General features: G+C 72.1%; 18 protein-coding genes. 9 read left to right on the forward strand and 9 right to left on the reverse strand.

Annotated features, from left to right (window positions below; genetic code table 11):
• The first annotated feature begins 54 nt into the window (after positions 1 to 54).
• Positions 55 to 807, forward strand: coding sequence for a PIG-L family deacetylase (locus tag ACQP2T_RS25840; protein ID WP_433518612.1), 753 nt, complete (start codon positions 55 to 57; stop codon positions 805 to 807).
• Positions 808 to 865: 58 nt separating this feature from the next.
• On the opposite strand, the gene ACQP2T_RS25845 is transcribed toward ACQP2T_RS25840, so the two are convergent.
• From ACQP2T_RS25845 to ACQP2T_RS25855, 3 genes are read right to left on the reverse strand one after another with little or no spacing between them, the layout of a single operon-like run.
• The gene (locus ACQP2T_RS25845) at positions 866 to 1,693 is read right to left on the reverse strand and encodes a TetR/AcrR family transcriptional regulator (RefSeq protein WP_433518613.1); all 828 of its coding nucleotides are present in this window, start codon (positions 1,691 to 1,693) and stop codon (positions 866 to 868) included.
• A gap of 46 nt (positions 1,694 to 1,739) precedes the next feature.
• Positions 1,740 to 1,964 carry a hypothetical protein gene (locus ACQP2T_RS25850; RefSeq protein WP_433518614.1) on the reverse strand — a complete coding sequence of 75 codons (225 nt, stop codon included), beginning with the start codon at positions 1,962 to 1,964 and terminating at the stop codon, positions 1,740 to 1,742.
• Positions 1,965 to 2,000: 36 nt separating this feature from the next.
• Positions 2,001 to 2,588, reverse strand: a complete 588-nt coding sequence (locus ACQP2T_RS25855; protein WP_433518615.1) for a winged helix-turn-helix domain-containing protein — start codon at positions 2,586 to 2,588, stop codon at positions 2,001 to 2,003.
• Positions 2,589 to 2,785: 197 nt separating this feature from the next.
• Between ACQP2T_RS25855 and ACQP2T_RS25860 the strand changes: the two genes are divergently transcribed.
• The 7 genes from ACQP2T_RS25860 (at position 2,786) to ACQP2T_RS25890 (ending at position 10,206) form a co-directional block, all read left to right on the forward strand.
• On the forward strand, positions 2,786 to 3,307 hold the full coding sequence (locus tag ACQP2T_RS25860) for a MarR family winged helix-turn-helix transcriptional regulator (protein WP_433518616.1): 522 nt from the start codon (positions 2,786 to 2,788) through the stop codon (positions 3,305 to 3,307).
• A 118-nt stretch (positions 3,308 to 3,425) separates the two neighbouring features.
• Complete coding sequence (locus ACQP2T_RS25865; protein WP_433518617.1) at positions 3,426 to 4,745, forward strand: NtaA/DmoA family FMN-dependent monooxygenase; 1,320 nt, start codon at positions 3,426 to 3,428, stop codon at positions 4,743 to 4,745.
• 87 nt (positions 4,746 to 4,832) lie between these two features.
• Positions 4,833 to 5,987, forward strand: a complete 1,155-nt coding sequence (locus ACQP2T_RS25870; RefSeq protein ID WP_433518618.1) for an LLM class flavin-dependent oxidoreductase — start codon at positions 4,833 to 4,835, stop codon at positions 5,985 to 5,987.
• Positions 5,984 to 6,796, forward strand: a complete 813-nt coding sequence (locus ACQP2T_RS25875; protein WP_433518619.1) for an LLM class flavin-dependent oxidoreductase — start codon at positions 5,984 to 5,986, stop codon at positions 6,794 to 6,796. Before ACQP2T_RS25870 ends, ACQP2T_RS25875 begins: the two co-directional genes overlap by 4 nt.
• On the forward strand, positions 6,793 to 7,962 hold the full coding sequence (locus tag ACQP2T_RS25880; RefSeq protein WP_433518620.1) for an LLM class flavin-dependent oxidoreductase: 1,170 nt from the start codon (positions 6,793 to 6,795) through the stop codon (positions 7,960 to 7,962). Before ACQP2T_RS25875 ends, ACQP2T_RS25880 begins: the two co-directional genes overlap by 4 nt.
• A 346-nt stretch (positions 7,963 to 8,308) precedes the next feature.
• Positions 8,309 to 9,574: a sensor histidine kinase gene (locus ACQP2T_RS25885; protein ID WP_433518621.1), complete on the forward strand. Its 1,266-nt coding sequence runs from the start codon at positions 8,309 to 8,311 to the stop codon at positions 9,572 to 9,574.
• Positions 9,562 to 10,206: a LuxR C-terminal-related transcriptional regulator gene (locus ACQP2T_RS25890; RefSeq protein WP_433518622.1), complete on the forward strand. Its 645-nt coding sequence runs from the start codon at positions 9,562 to 9,564 to the stop codon at positions 10,204 to 10,206. The genes ACQP2T_RS25885 and ACQP2T_RS25890 overlap by 13 nt, the downstream gene beginning before the upstream one ends.
• A gap of 2 nt (positions 10,207 to 10,208) precedes the next feature.
• Here ACQP2T_RS25890 and ACQP2T_RS25895 read toward each other — a convergent pair whose 3' ends face one another.
• Positions 10,209 to 10,574: a VOC family protein gene (locus tag ACQP2T_RS25895; RefSeq protein WP_433518623.1), complete on the reverse strand. Its 366-nt coding sequence runs from the start codon at positions 10,572 to 10,574 to the stop codon at positions 10,209 to 10,211.
• Positions 10,575 to 10,591: 17 nt separating this feature from the next.
• Here ACQP2T_RS25895 and ACQP2T_RS25900 point away from each other — a divergent pair, with 17 nt between their 5' ends.
• Positions 10,592 to 11,842, forward strand: coding sequence for an RNA polymerase sigma factor (locus ACQP2T_RS25900; protein WP_433518624.1), 1,251 nt, complete (start codon positions 10,592 to 10,594; stop codon positions 11,840 to 11,842).
• A gap of 11 nt (positions 11,843 to 11,853) precedes the next feature.
• On the opposite strand, the gene ACQP2T_RS25905 is transcribed toward ACQP2T_RS25900, so the two are convergent.
• From ACQP2T_RS25905 to ACQP2T_RS25925, 5 genes are all read right to left on the reverse strand, one after another.
• Entirely contained in the window at positions 11,854 to 12,498 is a 645-nt protein-coding gene (locus ACQP2T_RS25905) for a LuxR C-terminal-related transcriptional regulator (RefSeq protein ID WP_433518625.1), read from the reverse strand.
• Positions 12,499 to 12,535: 37 nt separating this feature from the next.
• Positions 12,536 to 13,648, reverse strand: a complete 1,113-nt coding sequence (locus ACQP2T_RS25910; RefSeq protein ID WP_433518626.1) for a sensor histidine kinase — start codon at positions 13,646 to 13,648, stop codon at positions 12,536 to 12,538.
• A 102-nt stretch (positions 13,649 to 13,750) separates the two neighbouring features.
• Positions 13,751 to 14,962 (reverse strand): MFS transporter, encoded by a 1,212-nt coding sequence (locus ACQP2T_RS25915; protein WP_433518627.1) that lies wholly within the window; start codon positions 14,960 to 14,962, stop codon positions 13,751 to 13,753.
• 152 nt (positions 14,963 to 15,114) lie between these two features.
• The gene (locus tag ACQP2T_RS25920; RefSeq protein ID WP_433518628.1) at positions 15,115 to 15,264 is read right to left on the reverse strand and encodes a hypothetical protein; all 150 of its coding nucleotides are present in this window, start codon (positions 15,262 to 15,264) and stop codon (positions 15,115 to 15,117) included.
• A gap of 83 nt (positions 15,265 to 15,347) precedes the next feature.
• The gene (locus ACQP2T_RS25925) at positions 15,348 to 16,559 is read right to left on the reverse strand and encodes a cytochrome P450 (protein WP_433518629.1); all 1,212 of its coding nucleotides are present in this window, start codon (positions 16,557 to 16,559) and stop codon (positions 15,348 to 15,350) included.
• Positions 16,560 to 16,589 lie beyond the last annotated feature (30 nt).

Below are 16,589 nucleotides of genomic sequence, written 5' to 3' on the forward strand. Positions count from 1 at the left end.
CGGGTTCAGGCCGGTATCGTCGTCAGGCGTCGGGCCGATGATCTAGGGGGATCCGTGACCGAGCCGAGCCTGCTGTGCGTGCACGCGCATCCTGACGACGAGGCGTTGTGGACCGGCGGGACGCTCGCCCGGTTCGCCGACGCGGGCGCCAGGACGGGCGTCGTCACCTGTACGTGGACCGAGGGCACGCGCCGGGTCGCCGAACTGGCGCGCTCGCTGGAGATCCTCGGCGCGGGCGAGCCGCGACTGCTCGGGTACGCCGACGGCAACGCCGGGCTGTCGGCGCCGGGCGCCGCCCGCTTCGTTGACGCGCCGCTGGACGAGGCGGTTGGGCGGCTGGTCGGGCACATCCGGGACTTCCGGCCCGATGTGGTGATCACCTATGACGGGTACGGCGGTTACGGCCATCCGGATCATGTCCACACGCACCGGGTGACCCTGGCGGCCGTCGAAGCCGCCGGGTATGACCAGCTCTATCCCGCCGCCGGCCCACCGTGGCGGCCGGGTGCGCTCTATCTGGTGACCCTGCCCCGGTCGATCGTACGGTCCGCCTGGCAGGACCTCTTCGGAACCGCGCCTGGCGGAGACCAGACGCTCCCCGGGATACCCGACGACGAGGTCACCGCCACCGTCGACGTCCAGCCGTGGGTGGAGCGCAAGTGGGCGGCGGTGCGGGCGCACGAGTCGGAGATCGAACGCGGCGCCTCGATGGGGCTGCTGACCGCGCTGCCCGAGGCGACACGCGACCGGTTGCTCGCCACCGAGTGGTACACCGGCGGCGACCCGAAGCTCAGCCTGCTGGTCTGACGCGCGGCGGATCAGACCCCGCCCGGGGTCAGCGCGGCGGATCAGACCGCGTCCGGGGTCAGCCCGCCGGTCTGACGCCCGCCCGGTCGATGGCCGCCTCGATTCCGTCGAGGACCACGGTGAGTCCGGCGGCGAAGGCCGGTCGTGCCTTGTCCTCCAGGTATGTCGTGGTCTGCCCGGACTGCGGGGTTTCGGGGGACGGCGGGGGAGGCGGGTCGTCGGTCTCGATCCAGGCGACCATCGGGAATCGTTCGGCGAAACCGGGAGCGACCTCTTCGAGCAGGGCCGATCGGGCGTACCACCACTCCTCGTCGGACACCCCGGTCGCCGTCGGCGCCTGCCGTGACTCCGCGACCGTCCTGGCCGCGCCCCGGACGAAGTCGGTCAGCAGCGAGACGACGCCCCGGAGCGGTCCTGCGCGCAGCCCGGTCGCGCGCAGGACGCCCACCATCGTCTCCATCATCACGAACTCGTTGGGCCCCAGCACCGGCCGCGCCTGCGACACCTGCAGCACCCACGGATGACGTACGTAGAACGCCCGGACGTCCTCGGCCCACGAGGTCACGGCCGCCCGCCAGCCTGGTCCGAGGTCGTAGCCTGTGGGCAGCTCGGCCAGGGCGTGGTCGTGCATCAGGTCGATCAGCTCGCTCTTGCTGGGCACGTACGTGTAGAGGGCCATCGCCGTACGGCCGAGGCGTTCGCCCACCGCGCGCATGGACAGGGCCGCCATGCCCTGCTCGTCGGCGACCGCGATCGCGGCGTCCACGATCATGTCCACGCTCAGCCCCGGCTTGGGGCCGGGCCCGGTGCGTGGTCCCGGTCCCGTCGCGCGCCACAGCAGGGCCATCGAGCGGCGCGCGTCCCCCTGGCCGGCGAAGACCACCACCTGACGACTCCTTACGGGCGCGACAATCCCTTACGCCATAAGGATATCAGTGGTGATCACCGAAGCGCGGGACGGTGCGCGCCGGCTGCCGGGGCAGGCTGACCAGGCGCAGGCCGGCCGACACCATGGTCCAGCCGAGCGCCGTCACGCCGGCCGCCCACCTGGGCGGGAGCTCGCGCCGGCGGTCTCGGAGCAGGCGCCACCTGGCGGCCTCGGCCCGCAATTCGGCTGCTCTGTGGCGTTCGGCGTAGAGGTGCATGTCGGCGTGCATGTGCCGACCTCCTGGAAGTCTCGGGGGCCATGACGCTCAGGCCCGGAACGGGAATCCGAAGAACTGCAGGGCGACATGCTCGCGCCCCTCGCTGTCGCCCGCCGCCTCGGCGGCTTTGCCGCGCGCCCACCACTTCTCGACGACCGCGTCCATCTCCTGGCCGAGCAGTCGCAGCTCCTCGGCGGTGAGCGAGGCCAGGTATTCGCTGGCGAACGCGGCGCCGCGCCACTCGGCGGGCCATGCGGGCTGCTCGTCGAGGTAGCGCTGGTACATCTCGCTCTGCACCCGGTAGGCCGCGCGGGACAGGGCGGTCCGGGCGGCGACGATCTCCGGGCCGTCCTCCGGGGACGGAGTCCTGGCGCTGACGTGCTGCGCGGCGATCTGCCACCAGCGCTCCCTGGCGTCGCCGGTCTGCGGCGCGGCCTCCTCGATGAGGCCGTGCGCGGCGAGTTTGCGCAGGTGGTAGCTGACCAGGGAGACGGCCTCGTCGACCTGGTCGGCCAGCTGGGAGGCGGTCGCCGTGTCCGCCACGATCAGAGCCCGGTAGAGCTTCAATCGCAGTGGGTGGGTGAACGCCTTGAGCTCGTCGAGATCGCTGAGGCGGCGCGTCTCATGCGTGGCCATGGCTCCACTCTAGAAGCGAAAGGAAAATTGCGCAAATAAAGTTGCGCATATCCAAGTCATCGCCCAGGGGGGTTGTGGGTCGTTCGGGGGCCCGCAGTGCCGTGGTTGGTTCGGGGGGCGGCTATCGCGGGCCCAATAGGTTCGGGGGACTCTATGGGTTCGGGGCCGACTGTCGCGGGCCCAATAGGATCGAGCGCATGAACGGCGCGCCTGAAGAGCAGGCATCTGACCAGTCACGGGACGCGATCGACGTGATTCTGGAGCAGTGGCGCCGTGAGCGGCCGGATCTGGATCTGTCGGCCATGGCGGTGTTCGGCCGGATCTCGATGGTGGCGCGGGTCGCGGAGGCGGCGGTCGAGCAGGTGTTCGCGCGTCACGGGCTGCGCCAAGGGGAGTTCGACGTACTGTCCGCGCTGCGCAGGGGCGGGCCGCCGTACACCCTGATCCCGTCGGAGCTGTCGGCGACGCTGATGATGTCGCGGGCCGGCATGACCAACCGCCTCGACCGGCTGGAGGCGGCGGGGCTGGTCGAGCGGAGTCTCGACCCGGCCGACCGGCGCAGCTTCCGCATCGCGCTCACCGAGGAGGGGCGGCGGGTCATCGACACCGCGCTCACCGAGCACGCCGCCAACCTGGCCCGGTTGGCCGCCGACCTGCCGCCGGACGACGCCACCGAGCTCACCCGCATCCTGCGCGGCCTGCTGACCCCACCCGGCTAAAGCCGTCGCGGCCGCGCCCGGGGCTCCCTTGACATAAAAACCCTCTTTTCCTACTGTTTATGTAGGCATTCAAGGGAGGTGCGATGTCCCACTCCACTCACCCGAACCTCCGCGACCGGTGACGCGCAAGCAGATCCATCTCGCGGCCCACTTCCCCGGCGTCAACAACACCACGGTCTGGGCCGACCCCCGCTCCGGCAGCCAGATCGACTTCGCCTCGTTCGCCCACCTGGCCAGGACGGCCGAGCGGGGCAAGTTCGACTTCTTCTTCCTGGCCGAAGGGCTGCGGCTGCGCGAGCTCAAAGGCCGCATCCACGACCTCGACGTGGTCGGCCGCCCTGAGGCGCTCACCGTGCTGAGCGCGCTGGCCGCCGTCACCGAGCGCCTCGGGCTCGCGGGCACCGTCAACGCCACCTTCAACGAGCCGTACGAACTGGCCAGGCGCCTGTCCACGCTGGACCACCTCAGCGACGGCCGGGCCGCCTGGAACGTGGTGACCACCTCCGACGCCTTCACCGGCGAGAACTTCCGGCGCGGCGGCTACCTCGACCGCGCCGACCGCTACACCCGCGCCGCCGAGTTCGTCCGCCTCTCGCGCGAGCTCTGGGACTCCTGGCAGCCGGGCGCGCACCTCGCCGACAAGAGCCGAGCCCAGTTCGTACGCCCCGCCGCCATCGGAACCGTTCGCCACGAGGGCCCGCAGTTCACCGTCGAAGGGCAGTTCACCCTGCCGCGCGGCCCCCAGGGGCATCCCGTCATCATCCAGGCCGGGGACTCCGACGAGGGCAGGGAGTTCGCCGCCGCAACGGCCGACGTGATCTTCAGCCGCCACGGCACGCTGGAGGACGGCCGGGCCTTCTACGCCGACGTCAAAGGCCGCCTGGCGCGCTACCACCGCGAGCCGGACCAGCTGAAGATCATGCCCGCCGCCACGTACGCGCTGGGCGACACCGAAGAGGAGGCCGCCGAGAACGCGGCCGCCATTCGCCGTCAGCAGGTCGGCCCGCAGACCGCGACCGCCTTCATCGAGCAGGTGTGGGGTCGTGACATGTCGGCCTACGACCCGGACGGGCCCCTGCCGGACGTCGAGCCCGGCCTGTCGGAGGGCGTCTCGCAGGGGCGGGTGCCGTTCGGCGACCGGGCGGCGGTGGCCGCGAAATGGCGGGCGCTGGCCGAGGAGAAGAAGCTGACGATCCGCGAGCTGGTGATCGAGGTGACCGGGCGGCAGACGTTCGTCGGGACTCCGGCGGGCGTGGCCCGTCAGATCGACGAGCACGTGCAGGCGGACGCGGCGGACGGGTTCATCCTGGTGCCGCATCTGACGCCCGGAGGGCTCGACGAGTTCGTGGACCGCGTGGTGCCGCTGCTGCAGGAACGCGGCGCCTTCCGTACCGACTACACCGGCACCACCCTGCGCGAGCACCTGGAGCTGCCATGACAGCGCCCGGCACCGCCCTCCGCGAGCACTTGGAGCTGTCGTGACAGCGAGCACCGTGACCATGCCCACCAGAAGGATGGTGCCCTAGTGACCCTGCATCTCGCCGTCGCGCTGGACGGCGCCGGCTGGCATCCCGCCGCCTGGCGCGAGGCGTCCGCGCAACCTGAGGCGATCTTCTCGGCCCGCTACTGGGCGGCGCTGGTGGCCGAGGCCGAGCGGGGGCTGCTCGACTTCGTCACGATCGAGGACTCGCTCAGCCTCCAGTCGACCCTGCCGGACGGGCCTGACGCGCGGGCCGACCAGGTGCGCGGGCGCTTCGACGCGGTGCTGCTGGTCGCCCGGCTCGCGCCGCTCACCAGCCGGATCGGGCTGGTGCCGACGGCCACGACCACGCACACCGAGCCGTTCCACGTGGCGATCGGCATCGCCACGCTCGACCACGTCAGCGGCGGGCGAGCCGGGTGGCGGCCGCAGATCTCGGCCAGAAGCACTGAGGCGGCGCATTTCGGCCGCCGCCCGTTTCCCCGGCTGGACGGGCCCGTCTCGATCGATGACGAGCACGTCCGGGCGCTGTTCGAGGAGGCCGGTGACGCGGTCGAGGTCGTACGGCGGCTCTGGGACAGCTGGGAGGACGACGCGGAGATCCGTGACCTGGCGACCGGCCGTTTCATCGACCGGGACAAGCTTCACTACATCGACTTTGCCGGGCGGTTCTTCTCGGTGCGGGGGCCGTCGATCACGCCTCGGTCGCCGCAGGGCCAGCCGGTGGTCACGGCGCTCGCCCACGCCCGCCTGCCGTACGAGTTCGCCGCGAGCGGCGCCGACGTCGTGTACGTCACGCCGCACTCCGCCGACCAGGCGCGCGTCATCGTCGAGGAGGTCAGGGAGCTGTCGGCGGAGCTGCGGGTCTTCGCCGACCTGGTGGTGTTCCTGGGCGACGACGCGGCCGAGCGGAAGGCCCGTCTCGACGGGCTCGACGGGGCCGAGCTGCGCTCGGACGCCGCGATCTTCACCGGCACCCCGGAGGAGCTGGCGGAGCTGCTGCTCCAGTGGCGGCGGGCCGGGATCGAGGGGTTCCGGCTGCGCCCCGGCGCGCTGCCGTACGACCTGGAGGCGATCACCCGGGGGCTGACGGCGGAGCTGCGCGGGCGCGGGGCGTTCCGGCGATCGTACGAGGCCACGACGCTGCGCGGGTTGCTCGGCCTGCCGCGCCCGGCCAGCCGCTATGCGGAGGTGTCATGAAATTTCTGGCCATCACGTTAATCGTCCATAACGACAAGAGGTCGCACACCGAGCGGTTCCGCGAGGTCGTCGACAACGCGGTGCTGAGCCACATCGCGGCCAAGACGTCCAGGATCCGGCTGTTCACCGCGGTCACCACGCTGAGCCTGCTCGATCCCGTACGCGCCTTCGAAGACTACGCCCTCTGGCGGGAGGACAAGGTCACCTGGGCGGGCCGGTTCCGTCCCGCCCTGACCGAGGCCGAGACCTGGCCCCGGCCGCTCCAGCGCTCGATCAGGGTCTGGCACGGCAGCGCCACCAGCAAGGAGTCGGTGGACCTGGCCGCCTACTACGGCGACCCGCTGTTCTCCGCGAACGTCACCAACCCCATCGAGCCGTACGCCGACCTGATCGACCACTACCGCAAGCAGTGGGTCCGCTACGGGCACGACCCGGCCGACGCGCTGGTCGGGGCGGGGACGGCGGGCTACTACGCGGCCCGCACCTCGCAGGAGGCGATCGAGACCTACCGGCCGATCTTCGACGCCCGGCTGGCGCTGTTCGCCAAGCTCGGGATCGAGCCGGTGTTCGCCACGCTGGAGGACGCCATCGAACGCAGTTCGATCCTGGTCGGCAGCCCGCAGCAGATCATCGACAAGGTGCTGCGCTATCACCAGCGGTTCGGGCACGAGGTCATGCACCTGCACGCCGACGCCGACGGGCTCACGACCAAGCAGCACCGGGACGCGCTGGAGCTGTTCCAGGCGGAGATCGCGCCCGTACTGCGCCAGGAGATCCCCAGCAGGCCGTTCCCCGGAGGTGCCGCGTGACATTGTCCATCCTCGACCTCGCCCCCATCTCCTCCGGCGGCACCGCGCGTGACGCGCTGCTCAACACCATCGACCTGGCCCGGCGGGCCGAGACGTTCGGCTACCGCCGCTACTGGCTGGCCGAGCATCATTTCGCCCCCGGCGTGGCCAGTTCGGCCCCGGCCGTGCTCATCGGCCTGGTGGCGGCGGCCACCGGCCGGATCAGGGTGGGATCGGGAGCCGTGCAGCTCGGGCATCAGACGCCGCTGTCGGTGGTGGAGCAGTTCGGGCTGATCGACGCGCTGTATCCGGGCCGGATCGACCTCGGCATCGGCCGCTCGGGCCAACGCCGCGCCGAACTCGCCGCCGAGGCCGCGCCGGCGAAGCCCTCGCTCGGCGAGCTTGCGCCCGCGCCCGCCGCACCACCGGCATCCGGCGGCGCCGCGCCCGGCGGAGAGGCGGCGGCGGGGCGGGTCATCGACGGGCTGCTCATTCCACCGCCGTTCGACTGGTCCAGGCTCGCCGCCCACCCGCAGCTGGCCTTCCACGCCTCGCTGCTCCAGCAGCCCGGCGCTCAGACGCCCGACTTCGCCGAGCAGATCGACGACGTCATCGCGTTCCTGACCGGCGACCACCAGGCGCACGCCGTCCCCGGCGAGGGGGCGGAGGTGGAGCTGTGGATCCTCGGCAGCAGCGGTGGCCAGAGCGCCCAGGTGGCGGGCGAACGCGGGCTGCCGTTCGCGGCCAACTACCACGTCAGCCCGTCCAGTGTCCTGGAGGCCGTCGAGGGCTACCGGAAGGCGTTCAAGCCGTCGAAGGCCCTGGCCGAGCCGTATGTGATCGTGTCGGCCGACGTCGTCGTGGCCGGCGACGACGCGACCGCGCGGGAGCTGGCCAAGCCGTACGGGCTGTGGGTACGCAGCATCAGGACCGGGGCGGGCGCCAGGACGTACCCGACACCCGAGGAAGCCGACGCGCACGTCTGGAGCGCCGAGGACCTGGCGCTGGTGAAGGACCGGATCGACACACGGTTCGTCGGCACGCCCGAGGCCGTCGCCGAGCGCCTGCGCGTGCTGCGGCGGGTGACGGGCGCCGACGAACTGCTGGTCACGACCATCACCCACGACCACGCCGCCCGCGTACGCTCCTTCGAGCTGCTGGCCGACGCCTGGGACGGCCGCGCATGAAGCGGACCCTGGTCGTCCTCATGCTCGTTCCAGCCGTGGCAGGTCTCGGCCGACGGGCTGACCTACACCTTCGAGGTGCGCGACGACGTGACCTTCCACGACGGCACGAGGTTCGACGCCGCGGCGGTCAAGGCCAACCTGGAGCAGTTCCTGGTGCCGGGCTACAACGTGGCCGTCGCGGCGATCCAGCTGGCCACCTTAGGCGGAGGGCGCGGTCGAGCAGGTGTTCCAGCGGCCCCGGCACCCCTACACCCGTGCCCCGGTGGACGCCGTGCCCCGCCTCGGTTAGCGGAAGGTGGAGTGTGCTGTAGTGCGGAGGGCGTCCGCGACTCAGCACACTTGGGGCGTGCGAAACCTACTGCGGGGGACCCGATACCTCCTGGGCGGCCTGCCGTCCGCCATGGCCACGTTATTGGTGCCGCCACTGCTCGCCGCGGTGGCGCTGTCGTCCGGTGTCGCCGGGCTCGGGCTCTTCGCGTTCCCCCGGACGATGGTCGCGCTGCGCCGCTGGGCCGAATGGCACCGAGGCCGGGCCGCCGCGTACCTCGGCGTCCGGGTGACCCCGCGCGAGCTGGTCCTGGGCGACGGGCTGCGCGCCCGGTGGCGGCAGGTGCTCGACGACCCCGAGATCAGGCGTGACGCCCGCTGGACGCTGCGCCAGATCGTCACCGGCATCCCGGCCGGGATGGGCGCGCTCGCCCTCGTCGGCACCCCGGTGCTCACCTTGGTGGCGGCCCCGCTGTGGTGGCTCTTCCCCGCCGGCGAGCCGCTGCGGCTGCTGATCGGCATCCCGGTGACCGGATGGGGGAGCGCGCTGGGGCTGGCAGCCGGTACGGTCGCCGTCTTCGGGCCGCTGTCGTGGTGGGCGGTGCCGCGGCTGGCGGGCTTCCACGCGCGGGGGTGCGTGGCCGCACTGGAGCCCACGGCCGAGGAACGGCTCACCGAACGCGTCGACACGCTGACCGAGAGCCGGGCGGGCGTACTCGACGCCCATGGTGCGGAGCTGCGCCGCATCGAGCGGGACCTGCACGACGGCACGCAGGCCAGGCTGGTCGCCATCGCCATGCGGCTGGGGGTGGCCAGGGAGTCGTTGCCCGACGATGCCGGGGCGCTCGCCGCGCTGCTCCAGGAGGCGCACGAAGGGGCCGAGGAGGCCATGACCGAGCTGCGCGAGGTGATCAGGACGATGTACCCGCCGATCCTGGCCGACCGCGGGCTCGAAGGGGCGCTCGCGGCGCTGGCCGCGCGGGCCGGCATCCCGGCCGAGGTCGAGCTCCAAGACCTGAGCGGCGGCGCGGCCCCGGCCGCGGCCGGCACGTTGGGCAGGCTGCCCGCCTCGGTGGAGGCCGCCGCCTACTTCGTCGTGGCCGAGACGCTCACCAACGCCGCCAAGCACAGCGGCGGCACCCGGGTCCTGGTCCGGTTGACCCGCGACGGCGGCCGGCTGCTGGTCGAGGTGACCGACGACGGGGTCGGCGGCGTGAACGAGGCGCTCGGCACCGGCGTCGTCGGCATCCGCCGCCGGGTGGCCGCACTCGACGGCACCGTGCTCGTCTCCAGCCCGGCCGGCGGCCCCACCGCCATCACGGTGGAGCTGCCGTGCGAGTCGTGATCGCCGAGGACAACGTTCTGCTGTCCGCCGGTCTGGAACTCCTGCTGGGGCGCAAGGGGATCGAGGTCGCCGCCATCGTCACCGACGAGCCGGGCCTGGTGGCGGCCGTGGCCGAGCACCGGCCCGACGCCGTCATCGCCGACGTGCGGCTGCCCCCGACGTTCCGAGACGAGGGCATCCGCGCCGCACTGGAGATCCGGCGCGCGCACCCCGGCCTGCCGGTGCTGGTCCTGTCGCAGTACGTGGAGAAGGTGTACGCCAGGGAACTGCTCTCCGACGGCCGTGGCGGCGTCGGCTACCTGCTGAAGGACCGGGTGAGCCGGGTCAGCGAGTTCGTCGACGGCCTGCGCCGGGTCGCCGGCGGCGGCACCGTCATGGACCCGGAGGTCATCGCCCAGCTCATGGCCGGGGGAGGCGGGAGCGCGATCGACGCCCTCACCAACCGCGAACGCGAAGTGCTCACCCTCATGGCCCAGGGCCTCGGCAACACCGAGATCGGCACCCGGCTGTTCATCACCGACAACGCCGTCCACAAGCACATCGGCAACATCTTCGCCAAGCTCGGCCTGCCACAGGCCGACGGCGGTCATCGCCGGGTGCTGGCCGTACTGGCGTACCTGAACAGTTCGTGAGCTCAGTCCAGCTGGATCACCGACAGCCAGTTGCCCGCCGGGTCCTTGAACCAGGCGATCAGCGGGCCGCTCACCCGGTTGACACCCTTGTCGTCGGTGCCCTCCAGCCGCTCGAAGACGACCCCGCGCGCGACCAGCTCGTCCACGGCCTTGTCGATGTCGCTGACGGGGAAGTTGAGTATCGTGAAGGTCGCCGGCGTGTGATCCTTCTTCGGGTAGACGATCGTGTCGCGGTCGCCCGCGATGTGCAGGGTGAGGATCCCGTGCTCCTCGGAGACGCGCAGGCCGAGGGTCTCGCCGTAGAAGCGCTTGGCGGCCGGGATGTCGTCGCTGGAGAAGCCGCTGAAGGCTCTGGTGTTCGCGAACATGATGGTTTCCTTCCGTCATGGGGGACGTAGAACCCGGACGGCCGAATTCGACACGTTTCGAGGGGGAAATTTTGGACGGGCTGCTGCGAGAGCTGGCGCCGCAGGTCCTCGGCGCGGTCGTCCGGCGCTACGGCGACTTCGACCTGTGCGAGGACGCCGTGCAGGAGGCCCTGCTCGCGGCCGCCGTCCAGTGGCCCGACGAGGGTGTGCCCGCCAACCCCAAGGGCTGGCTTATCACCGTCGCCGCCCGCAGGCGGATCGAGCTGTGGCGCAGCGAGTCCGCCCGGCGGCGCAGGGAGGAGTCCGCCGCCGCCCTGGCACCGCCGGAGCCGGATCCGTCGCCCGCCGTGGACGACACGCTCACGCTCCTGCTGCTCTGCTGCCACCCCGCGCTCACCACGGTCTCCCAGGTGGCGCTGACGCTGCGCGCCGTCGGCGGGCTGACCACCGCCGAGATCGCCCGCGCGCTGCTGGTGCCCGAGCCGACCGTGGCGCAGCGCATCAGCCGGGCCAAGCAGCGCATCAAGAGCAGCGGTGCCGAGTTCACGCTGCCCCCGGAGGACGAGCAGGCCGAGCGGCTGGTCGCGGTGCTGCACGTGCTGTACCTGATCTTCAACGAGGGCTACACCGCCAGCTCCGGCGGCAGGTTGCACCGCGTGGAGCTGTCCGGCGAGGCCATCCGCCTGACCCGGCAGCTCCACGAGCGCCTGCCCGGCGACGGCGAGGTGGCCGCGCTGCTGGCCCTGATGCTGCTCACCGACGCCCGCCGCCCGGCCCGCACCCGGCCCGACGGCGGGCTGGTGCCGCTGGCCGAGCAGGACCGCGGCAAATGGGACGCCGAGGCCATCGCCGAAGGAGTCCAGCTGATCACCAAGACGCTGGCCGCCGCGCCGATCGGCCCCTACCAGGTGCAGGCGGCCATCGCGGCCGTGCACGACGAGGCGCCGCGGGCCGAGGACACCGACTGGCGGCAGATCCTCGCCCTGTACGACCTGCTCGACGGCATCGCGCCGGGGCCCATGGTCACGCTCAACCGGATCGTCGCCGTCGCCATGGTCCACGGGCCGCTCGCCGGGCTGGAGGGGCTGGCGAAGGCGGAGACCGATCCGGCGCTCGCCGGGCATCACCGGCTGCCGGCCGTACGCGCGCATCTGCTGGACCTCGCGGGCGACCGGGAGGCGGCGCGCACCCAGTACGAGCTGGCCGCCCGCCGCACGCTCAACCTCCCCGAGCAACGCTATCTGGAGTCGCGCGCCGCCCGGCTCTGACCGGCCTCGCCTCAGTTGTCGAGGTGGCGCAGGATGGCCAGCACCCGTCTGCTGTAGGCGGGGGTCACGGGCAGGTCGAGCTTGTCGAAGATGGCGTTGACGTGCTTCTCCACCGTGCTCAGGGAGATGTGGAGGTTCGTGGCGATCGCGGCGTTGGTGAAGCCCTCGGCGAGCTGCCGCAGCACCTGCGACTCGCGTTCGCTGAGCGTACGCAGCGGGTCCACGCGGGTGGTGCGGGCGAGGAGCTGCCGGACCACTTCGGGGTCGATGACGGTCCCGCCCGCACGGATCCGCTCCAGGGAGCCCAGGAAGTCCGCCACCTCCGACACCCGGTCCTTCAGCAGGTAACCCATGCCCTCGGTGGCCTCGGAGAGCAGCTTGGCCGCGTACGTCTTCTCCACGTACTGCGACAGGACCAGCACACCCACCGACGGCCAGCGCGCGCGGATCTCCAGCGCCGCGCGCAGGCCCTCGTCGGAGTGGGTGGGCGGCATCCGCACGTCCACCACCGCGACCTCCGGCCGGTGCTCGGCCACCGCCTCGATCAGGGACCCCGCGTCGCCGATCGCGGCCACGACCTCGTGCCCGGCCTCCTCCAGCAGCCTGATCAGGCCCTCACGCAGGAGTACGGCGTCGTCGGCGAGGATCAGCCGCACGCCCCCTCCTCGGGCGGCGTCGTGCCGCCGGTCCGGATCAGCCGCACGGTGCCTCCTTCGGGAGGCTCGCCCGGATCCTGGTGCCGCCGCCGGGCGGGCTGTCGACCTCGAACCGGCCGTCGAGCGCCATCACCCGCCTGGCCAGCCCCGACAGCCCGCCGCCCGCCGGGTCGGCGCCGCCCCGGCCGTCGTCGGAGACCACCACGCGTACGGCCCGCTCGTCCTCGCTCAGCACCACGCGGATGCCCCGCGCCCGCGCGTGCTTGACCGCGTTGGTGATCGCCTCCCTGGCCACGAAGTAGAGGGCGGTCTCCACCTCCGAGACGGGCCGCCCGGCCAGCCCGTAGTCGACGGTCACCGGCACGCACGAACGTTCGGCGACACCGGCCAGCGCCGTGCGCAGGCCCAGCTCGTCGAGCGCGGTCGGGTAGATCCGCCACGCCACGCTGCGCAGCTCGTCGAGCAGTTGCCGGGACTCGGCGTACGCCTGGTCCACCAGCTCGGCCGCCCCGGCGGGGCTGTGCCGGGCCCGCCCGAGCAGCATGGCCAGCGCCACGCCGCGCTGCTGCACGCCGTCGTGCAGGTCCCGCTCGATCCTGCGCCGCTCGTCGTCGACCACCCGCACGATGCCGGACCGGCTGACGGTCAGCTCGGCGATGCGCCGCCGCATCAGCTCCTGCGGCCCGGGACCGAGGAAGCGTACGGCCAGCCGCCGCTCGGTCGCCACCAGCAGGCGGCACCAGAACCCGCCCAGAGCCAGCATCAGCACCCCGCAGGCCAGGCCGACCGCCCAGCTGTGCATCGACAGCTTGATGCCCGGCAGGTCGAGCGCCACCGGCGCGTAGTCGCCGGAGAACAGCACCCACATGCTGCCGCCCAGGAACAGCAGGGCCAGGAACAGCAGGGCCAGCGCGAGATAGCCCCCGAGCACGCCGACCAGGGCACGCAGCGCGAGATAGCCGTGACCGGGCGCGGCCCCGTCGGTCTCCTGCCCGAACCAGGCGGCCAGCCGGGCCCGTTCGAGCGCCACCATCCCCGGCGCCCACCTGCTCCGGTACGGCCAGGCGAAGGTCCACAGGGCGAGGGCGGCGGCTCCGGTGACCAGCCCGGCCAGCACTCCGGTGAGCTGCCTGAAAACAATGCCTGCCACGCTCGCGAAGTCTAGGCGCTGCGACGGTGCGGCGGCGTGGCACGCCCGGGGTGGGCAGGCGTGGGGCGCCGGTCAGGCGTCGACTTGTCCGTAGGGCGTCGGTCAGGTGTCGACGGGCAGGCGGCGGGCGGCCACGCCCGCCCAGCCGAGGCCCAGCGCGGTGATCAGGAGCACTCCCGCGGCCCCCGCGCCCGCCGCCACCAGCCCGGCCGCGCCCGGGATGAGGATCTGCCCGGTACGGTTGCCCGCGAGCCGGAGCGACATCGCCCGCCCGCGCAGACCGGGCGGCGCGGACTCGGCGAGCCACGACATGGTCATAGGCTGTCCCACCCCGAGCCCGAACCCCAGGACGAGCAGCACGCAGGCCAGCAGCCACAGCGGCATCGGCAGCGGCGTGAGCGCCATGGCCAGGGCCGCCGCGACGGTGCCGGCGACCAGGAGACGCCGTCTGCCGAAGGCGTGCGAGAGGCGGCCGAGGAAGAAGCGTGACCCCATGGAGGCCACGCCGCGGATCGCCAGCAGGACGCCCACCACGCCTGAGGCGAGCCCTTGCTCGGTGCCCAGCGCCGGCAGGTAGGCGAGTGTGATGTCGACCGCGGCCAGCACCACGCAGCTGGTCACGAGCGCGTGCGCGAGACCGGGCAGCCGCAGCAGCGAGCGCACCCCCGTGGCGTCGCCGCCGGCCCGCGAGGTGGCCCGCGGACTGCCGGTCAGCAGCGCCGACAGCACGACGAGCGCGGCGGCGAGCCCGCAGGTCCAAAGGTAGATCCGGCCGGTGTCCGGGATGGCGTGGGCGCCGCCGAACGCGATGATCAGGATCGGGCCCACGGCCTGCCCGAGCGAGGCGGCGAACGTGTAGTGCCCGAAGGCGGTGTCGTGACGGCCGCGCTCGGTCACATTGGCCACCAGCGCCTGCTGGGCGATGACACAGCCGAGATGCCCCGTGCCGAGCAGGACGCCGCCGGCGATCAGCCCGGGGATCGTGTGGCCGAAGGCGAGGAAGGCGGCGCAGGCGGTCGTGAGCAGGATCGCGCCCGCCACGGCCATGCGCCGCTCGCCGTACCGGTCGGCCGCCTGACCGGCGGGGATGGCCAGCAGGAGCGGCGCGACGGCGAAGCTGGCGCCCAGCACGCCCAGCCATGCCGTAGAGACGTGCAGCTCGATCGCCCCGTACGACATGGTCGGCCGCAGCACGAACGTCACCACCTGCGTTCCCACGGAGTGGGCCAGCAGCAGGGCCATCTGATTACGCCGATGCCAGGTGATCACGCACTCCAGCCGGTCGCGCGCCTTCTCCACGGCCGGCGGGGCCACCTGTACGTCACCGCCTCAACCTATCGCAACAACCCCAGAAGGCGAGAAAAGGCGAAATATCGGCTAAAACGCCATCGGTGGGAACGGGCCTTCGGAGACCGTCAGCCGGGCCGGGGTCTACCGCTATGTCAAAGGGCGGTTCGTGAGGGAGGTCAGCTGGTGGATGTCGTGCCGGTGTCCGACTTCCACGTCCGCCAGTCGCCGTCGGCCCTCTCGCGTGGATGGAAGGGGAGCAGGTCGAGCTCTCCGTGTCCGGCGCCAGGCCCGAGTAGCAGTCCATCGGTCAGATTCGGCTCGTTCATGGCTTCCGTCCGGGGCCTCCAGCCAGTTCTCCAGCGTCATCAGGCCCGGGTGGGCGGCCCGCGGTGCCAGGAAGTCGGGGTCGTCACCAGGCGACCGGCAGTTCGTGGACGCCGTAGGCGGACATGTCATGCCGGAACTTCACGTCCTCCAGCGGCACGGCCAGGCGCAGCCCCGGCAGTCTGCGCAGCAGGGCGGGCAGCGCGACCTGCAGTTCCACGCGGGCCAGGTTCTGCCCGAGACACTGGTGGATGCCGTAGCCGAAGGCCAGATGCCCGCGGGTGTTGCGGCCGAGGTCCACGGTGTCGGGCTGGGTCAGGAACGCCGTGTCCCGGTTGGCGGCGGGCAGGTTGACGGTCACCGCCTCGCCGGCCTGGACGAGCTGTCCGCCGATGGTGAGATCCTCGGTGGCCACCCGCACGATCATGTCCTGGGCGATGGACAGATAGCGCAGCAGTTCCTCGACGGCGTTCGCCACCACGGCCGGGTCGTCGGTGTCGCGGATCTGGGCGGCCTGATCCGGATTCTGCAGCAACGCCAGCGTGCCCAGGCCGATCATGTTGGCCGTGGTCTCGTGCCCGGCGAACAGCAGGATCATGCCGTTCATGGCGGCTTCTTCGCGGCTGAGCTCGCCCGTGGCGACGCGCTCGGTGAGCAGGCGGCTGATGAGGTCGTCGCCCGGCTGGCGTTCCTTGTGCTCCACCAGGCCGAGCAGGTAACCGAACAGCGCCCCGCTGGCCTGCGCCTTGTCCTCCGGTGAGGCGTCGGCGCGGTTCATGGTGGCGCTGTGCCGCTGGAAGAGCTCGTGGTCGTCGTACGGCACTCCGAGCAGGAGCGAGATCACCAAAGACGGGAGCGGCAGTGCGTACTCGCGAACCAGGTCCGCCGGCTGCCCCTTGCTGATCATCTCGTCGAGGAATCGCTCGGCCATCTCGTGGATCTGCGGGCGCATCGCCTCCACGCGCTTGACTGTGAAGTCGGCGGTGAGCATGCGGCGCAGCCGGGCGTGGTCGGGGTCATCCATCCGCGGGAACGCCGGGACCTGCGTGTGCGGGAGCACGGACGGGTATCGCCGGGCGTCGGCGCTGAGCCGCGGGTCGCCCAGGACCGCGCGGACGTCCTCGTACCGGGTCACCACCCAGGCGGTGTGGCCGCTCCACAACCGAACTTGCCGCAGGCCGTCGGCCTGGCGCCAGTCGGCGTATTCGGCGGGCGGGTCCAGGGGGCAGCGCTGGGACCGTATCCCGGGGAAGACCGGAAGGCCGGCGTTGTCGTGGGCGTCGGTCGTGATACTCATGGAAAACTCCTGAAAGTGTCGTGTGCGGGT

The organism is Nonomuraea sp. CA-143628, assembly GCF_050942315.1.
Lineage (GTDB): Bacteria > Actinomycetota > Actinomycetes > Streptosporangiales > Streptosporangiaceae > Nonomuraea.

Excerpts from the sequence above, each read along its gene's own strand:
- ACQP2T_RS25850 (WP_433518614.1), bottom strand. The coding sequence starts at position 1,964 with ATGCACGCCGACATGCACCTCTACGCCGAACGCCACAGAGCAGCCGAA.
- ACQP2T_RS25855 (WP_433518615.1), bottom strand. The coding sequence starts at position 2,588 with ATGGCCACGCATGAGACGCGCCGCCTCAGCGATCTCGACGAGCTCAAG.
- ACQP2T_RS25860 (WP_433518616.1), top strand. The coding sequence starts at position 2,786 with ATGAACGGCGCGCCTGAAGAGCAGGCATCTGACCAGTCACGGGACGCG.
- ACQP2T_RS25875 (WP_433518619.1), top strand. The coding sequence starts at position 5,984 with ATGAAATTTCTGGCCATCACGTTAATCGTCCATAACGACAAGAGGTCG.
- ACQP2T_RS25895 (WP_433518623.1), bottom strand. The coding sequence starts at position 10,574 with ATGTTCGCGAACACCAGAGCCTTCAGCGGCTTCTCCAGCGACGACATC.
- ACQP2T_RS25900 (WP_433518624.1), top strand. The coding sequence starts at position 10,592 with ATGGGGGACGTAGAACCCGGACGGCCGAATTCGACACGTTTCGAGGGG.
- ACQP2T_RS25920 (WP_433518628.1), bottom strand. The coding sequence starts at position 15,264 with ATGAACGAGCCGAATCTGACCGATGGACTGCTACTCGGGCCTGGCGCC.
- ACQP2T_RS25925 (WP_433518629.1), bottom strand. The coding sequence starts at position 16,559 with ATGAGTATCACGACCGACGCCCACGACAACGCCGGCCTTCCGGTCTTC.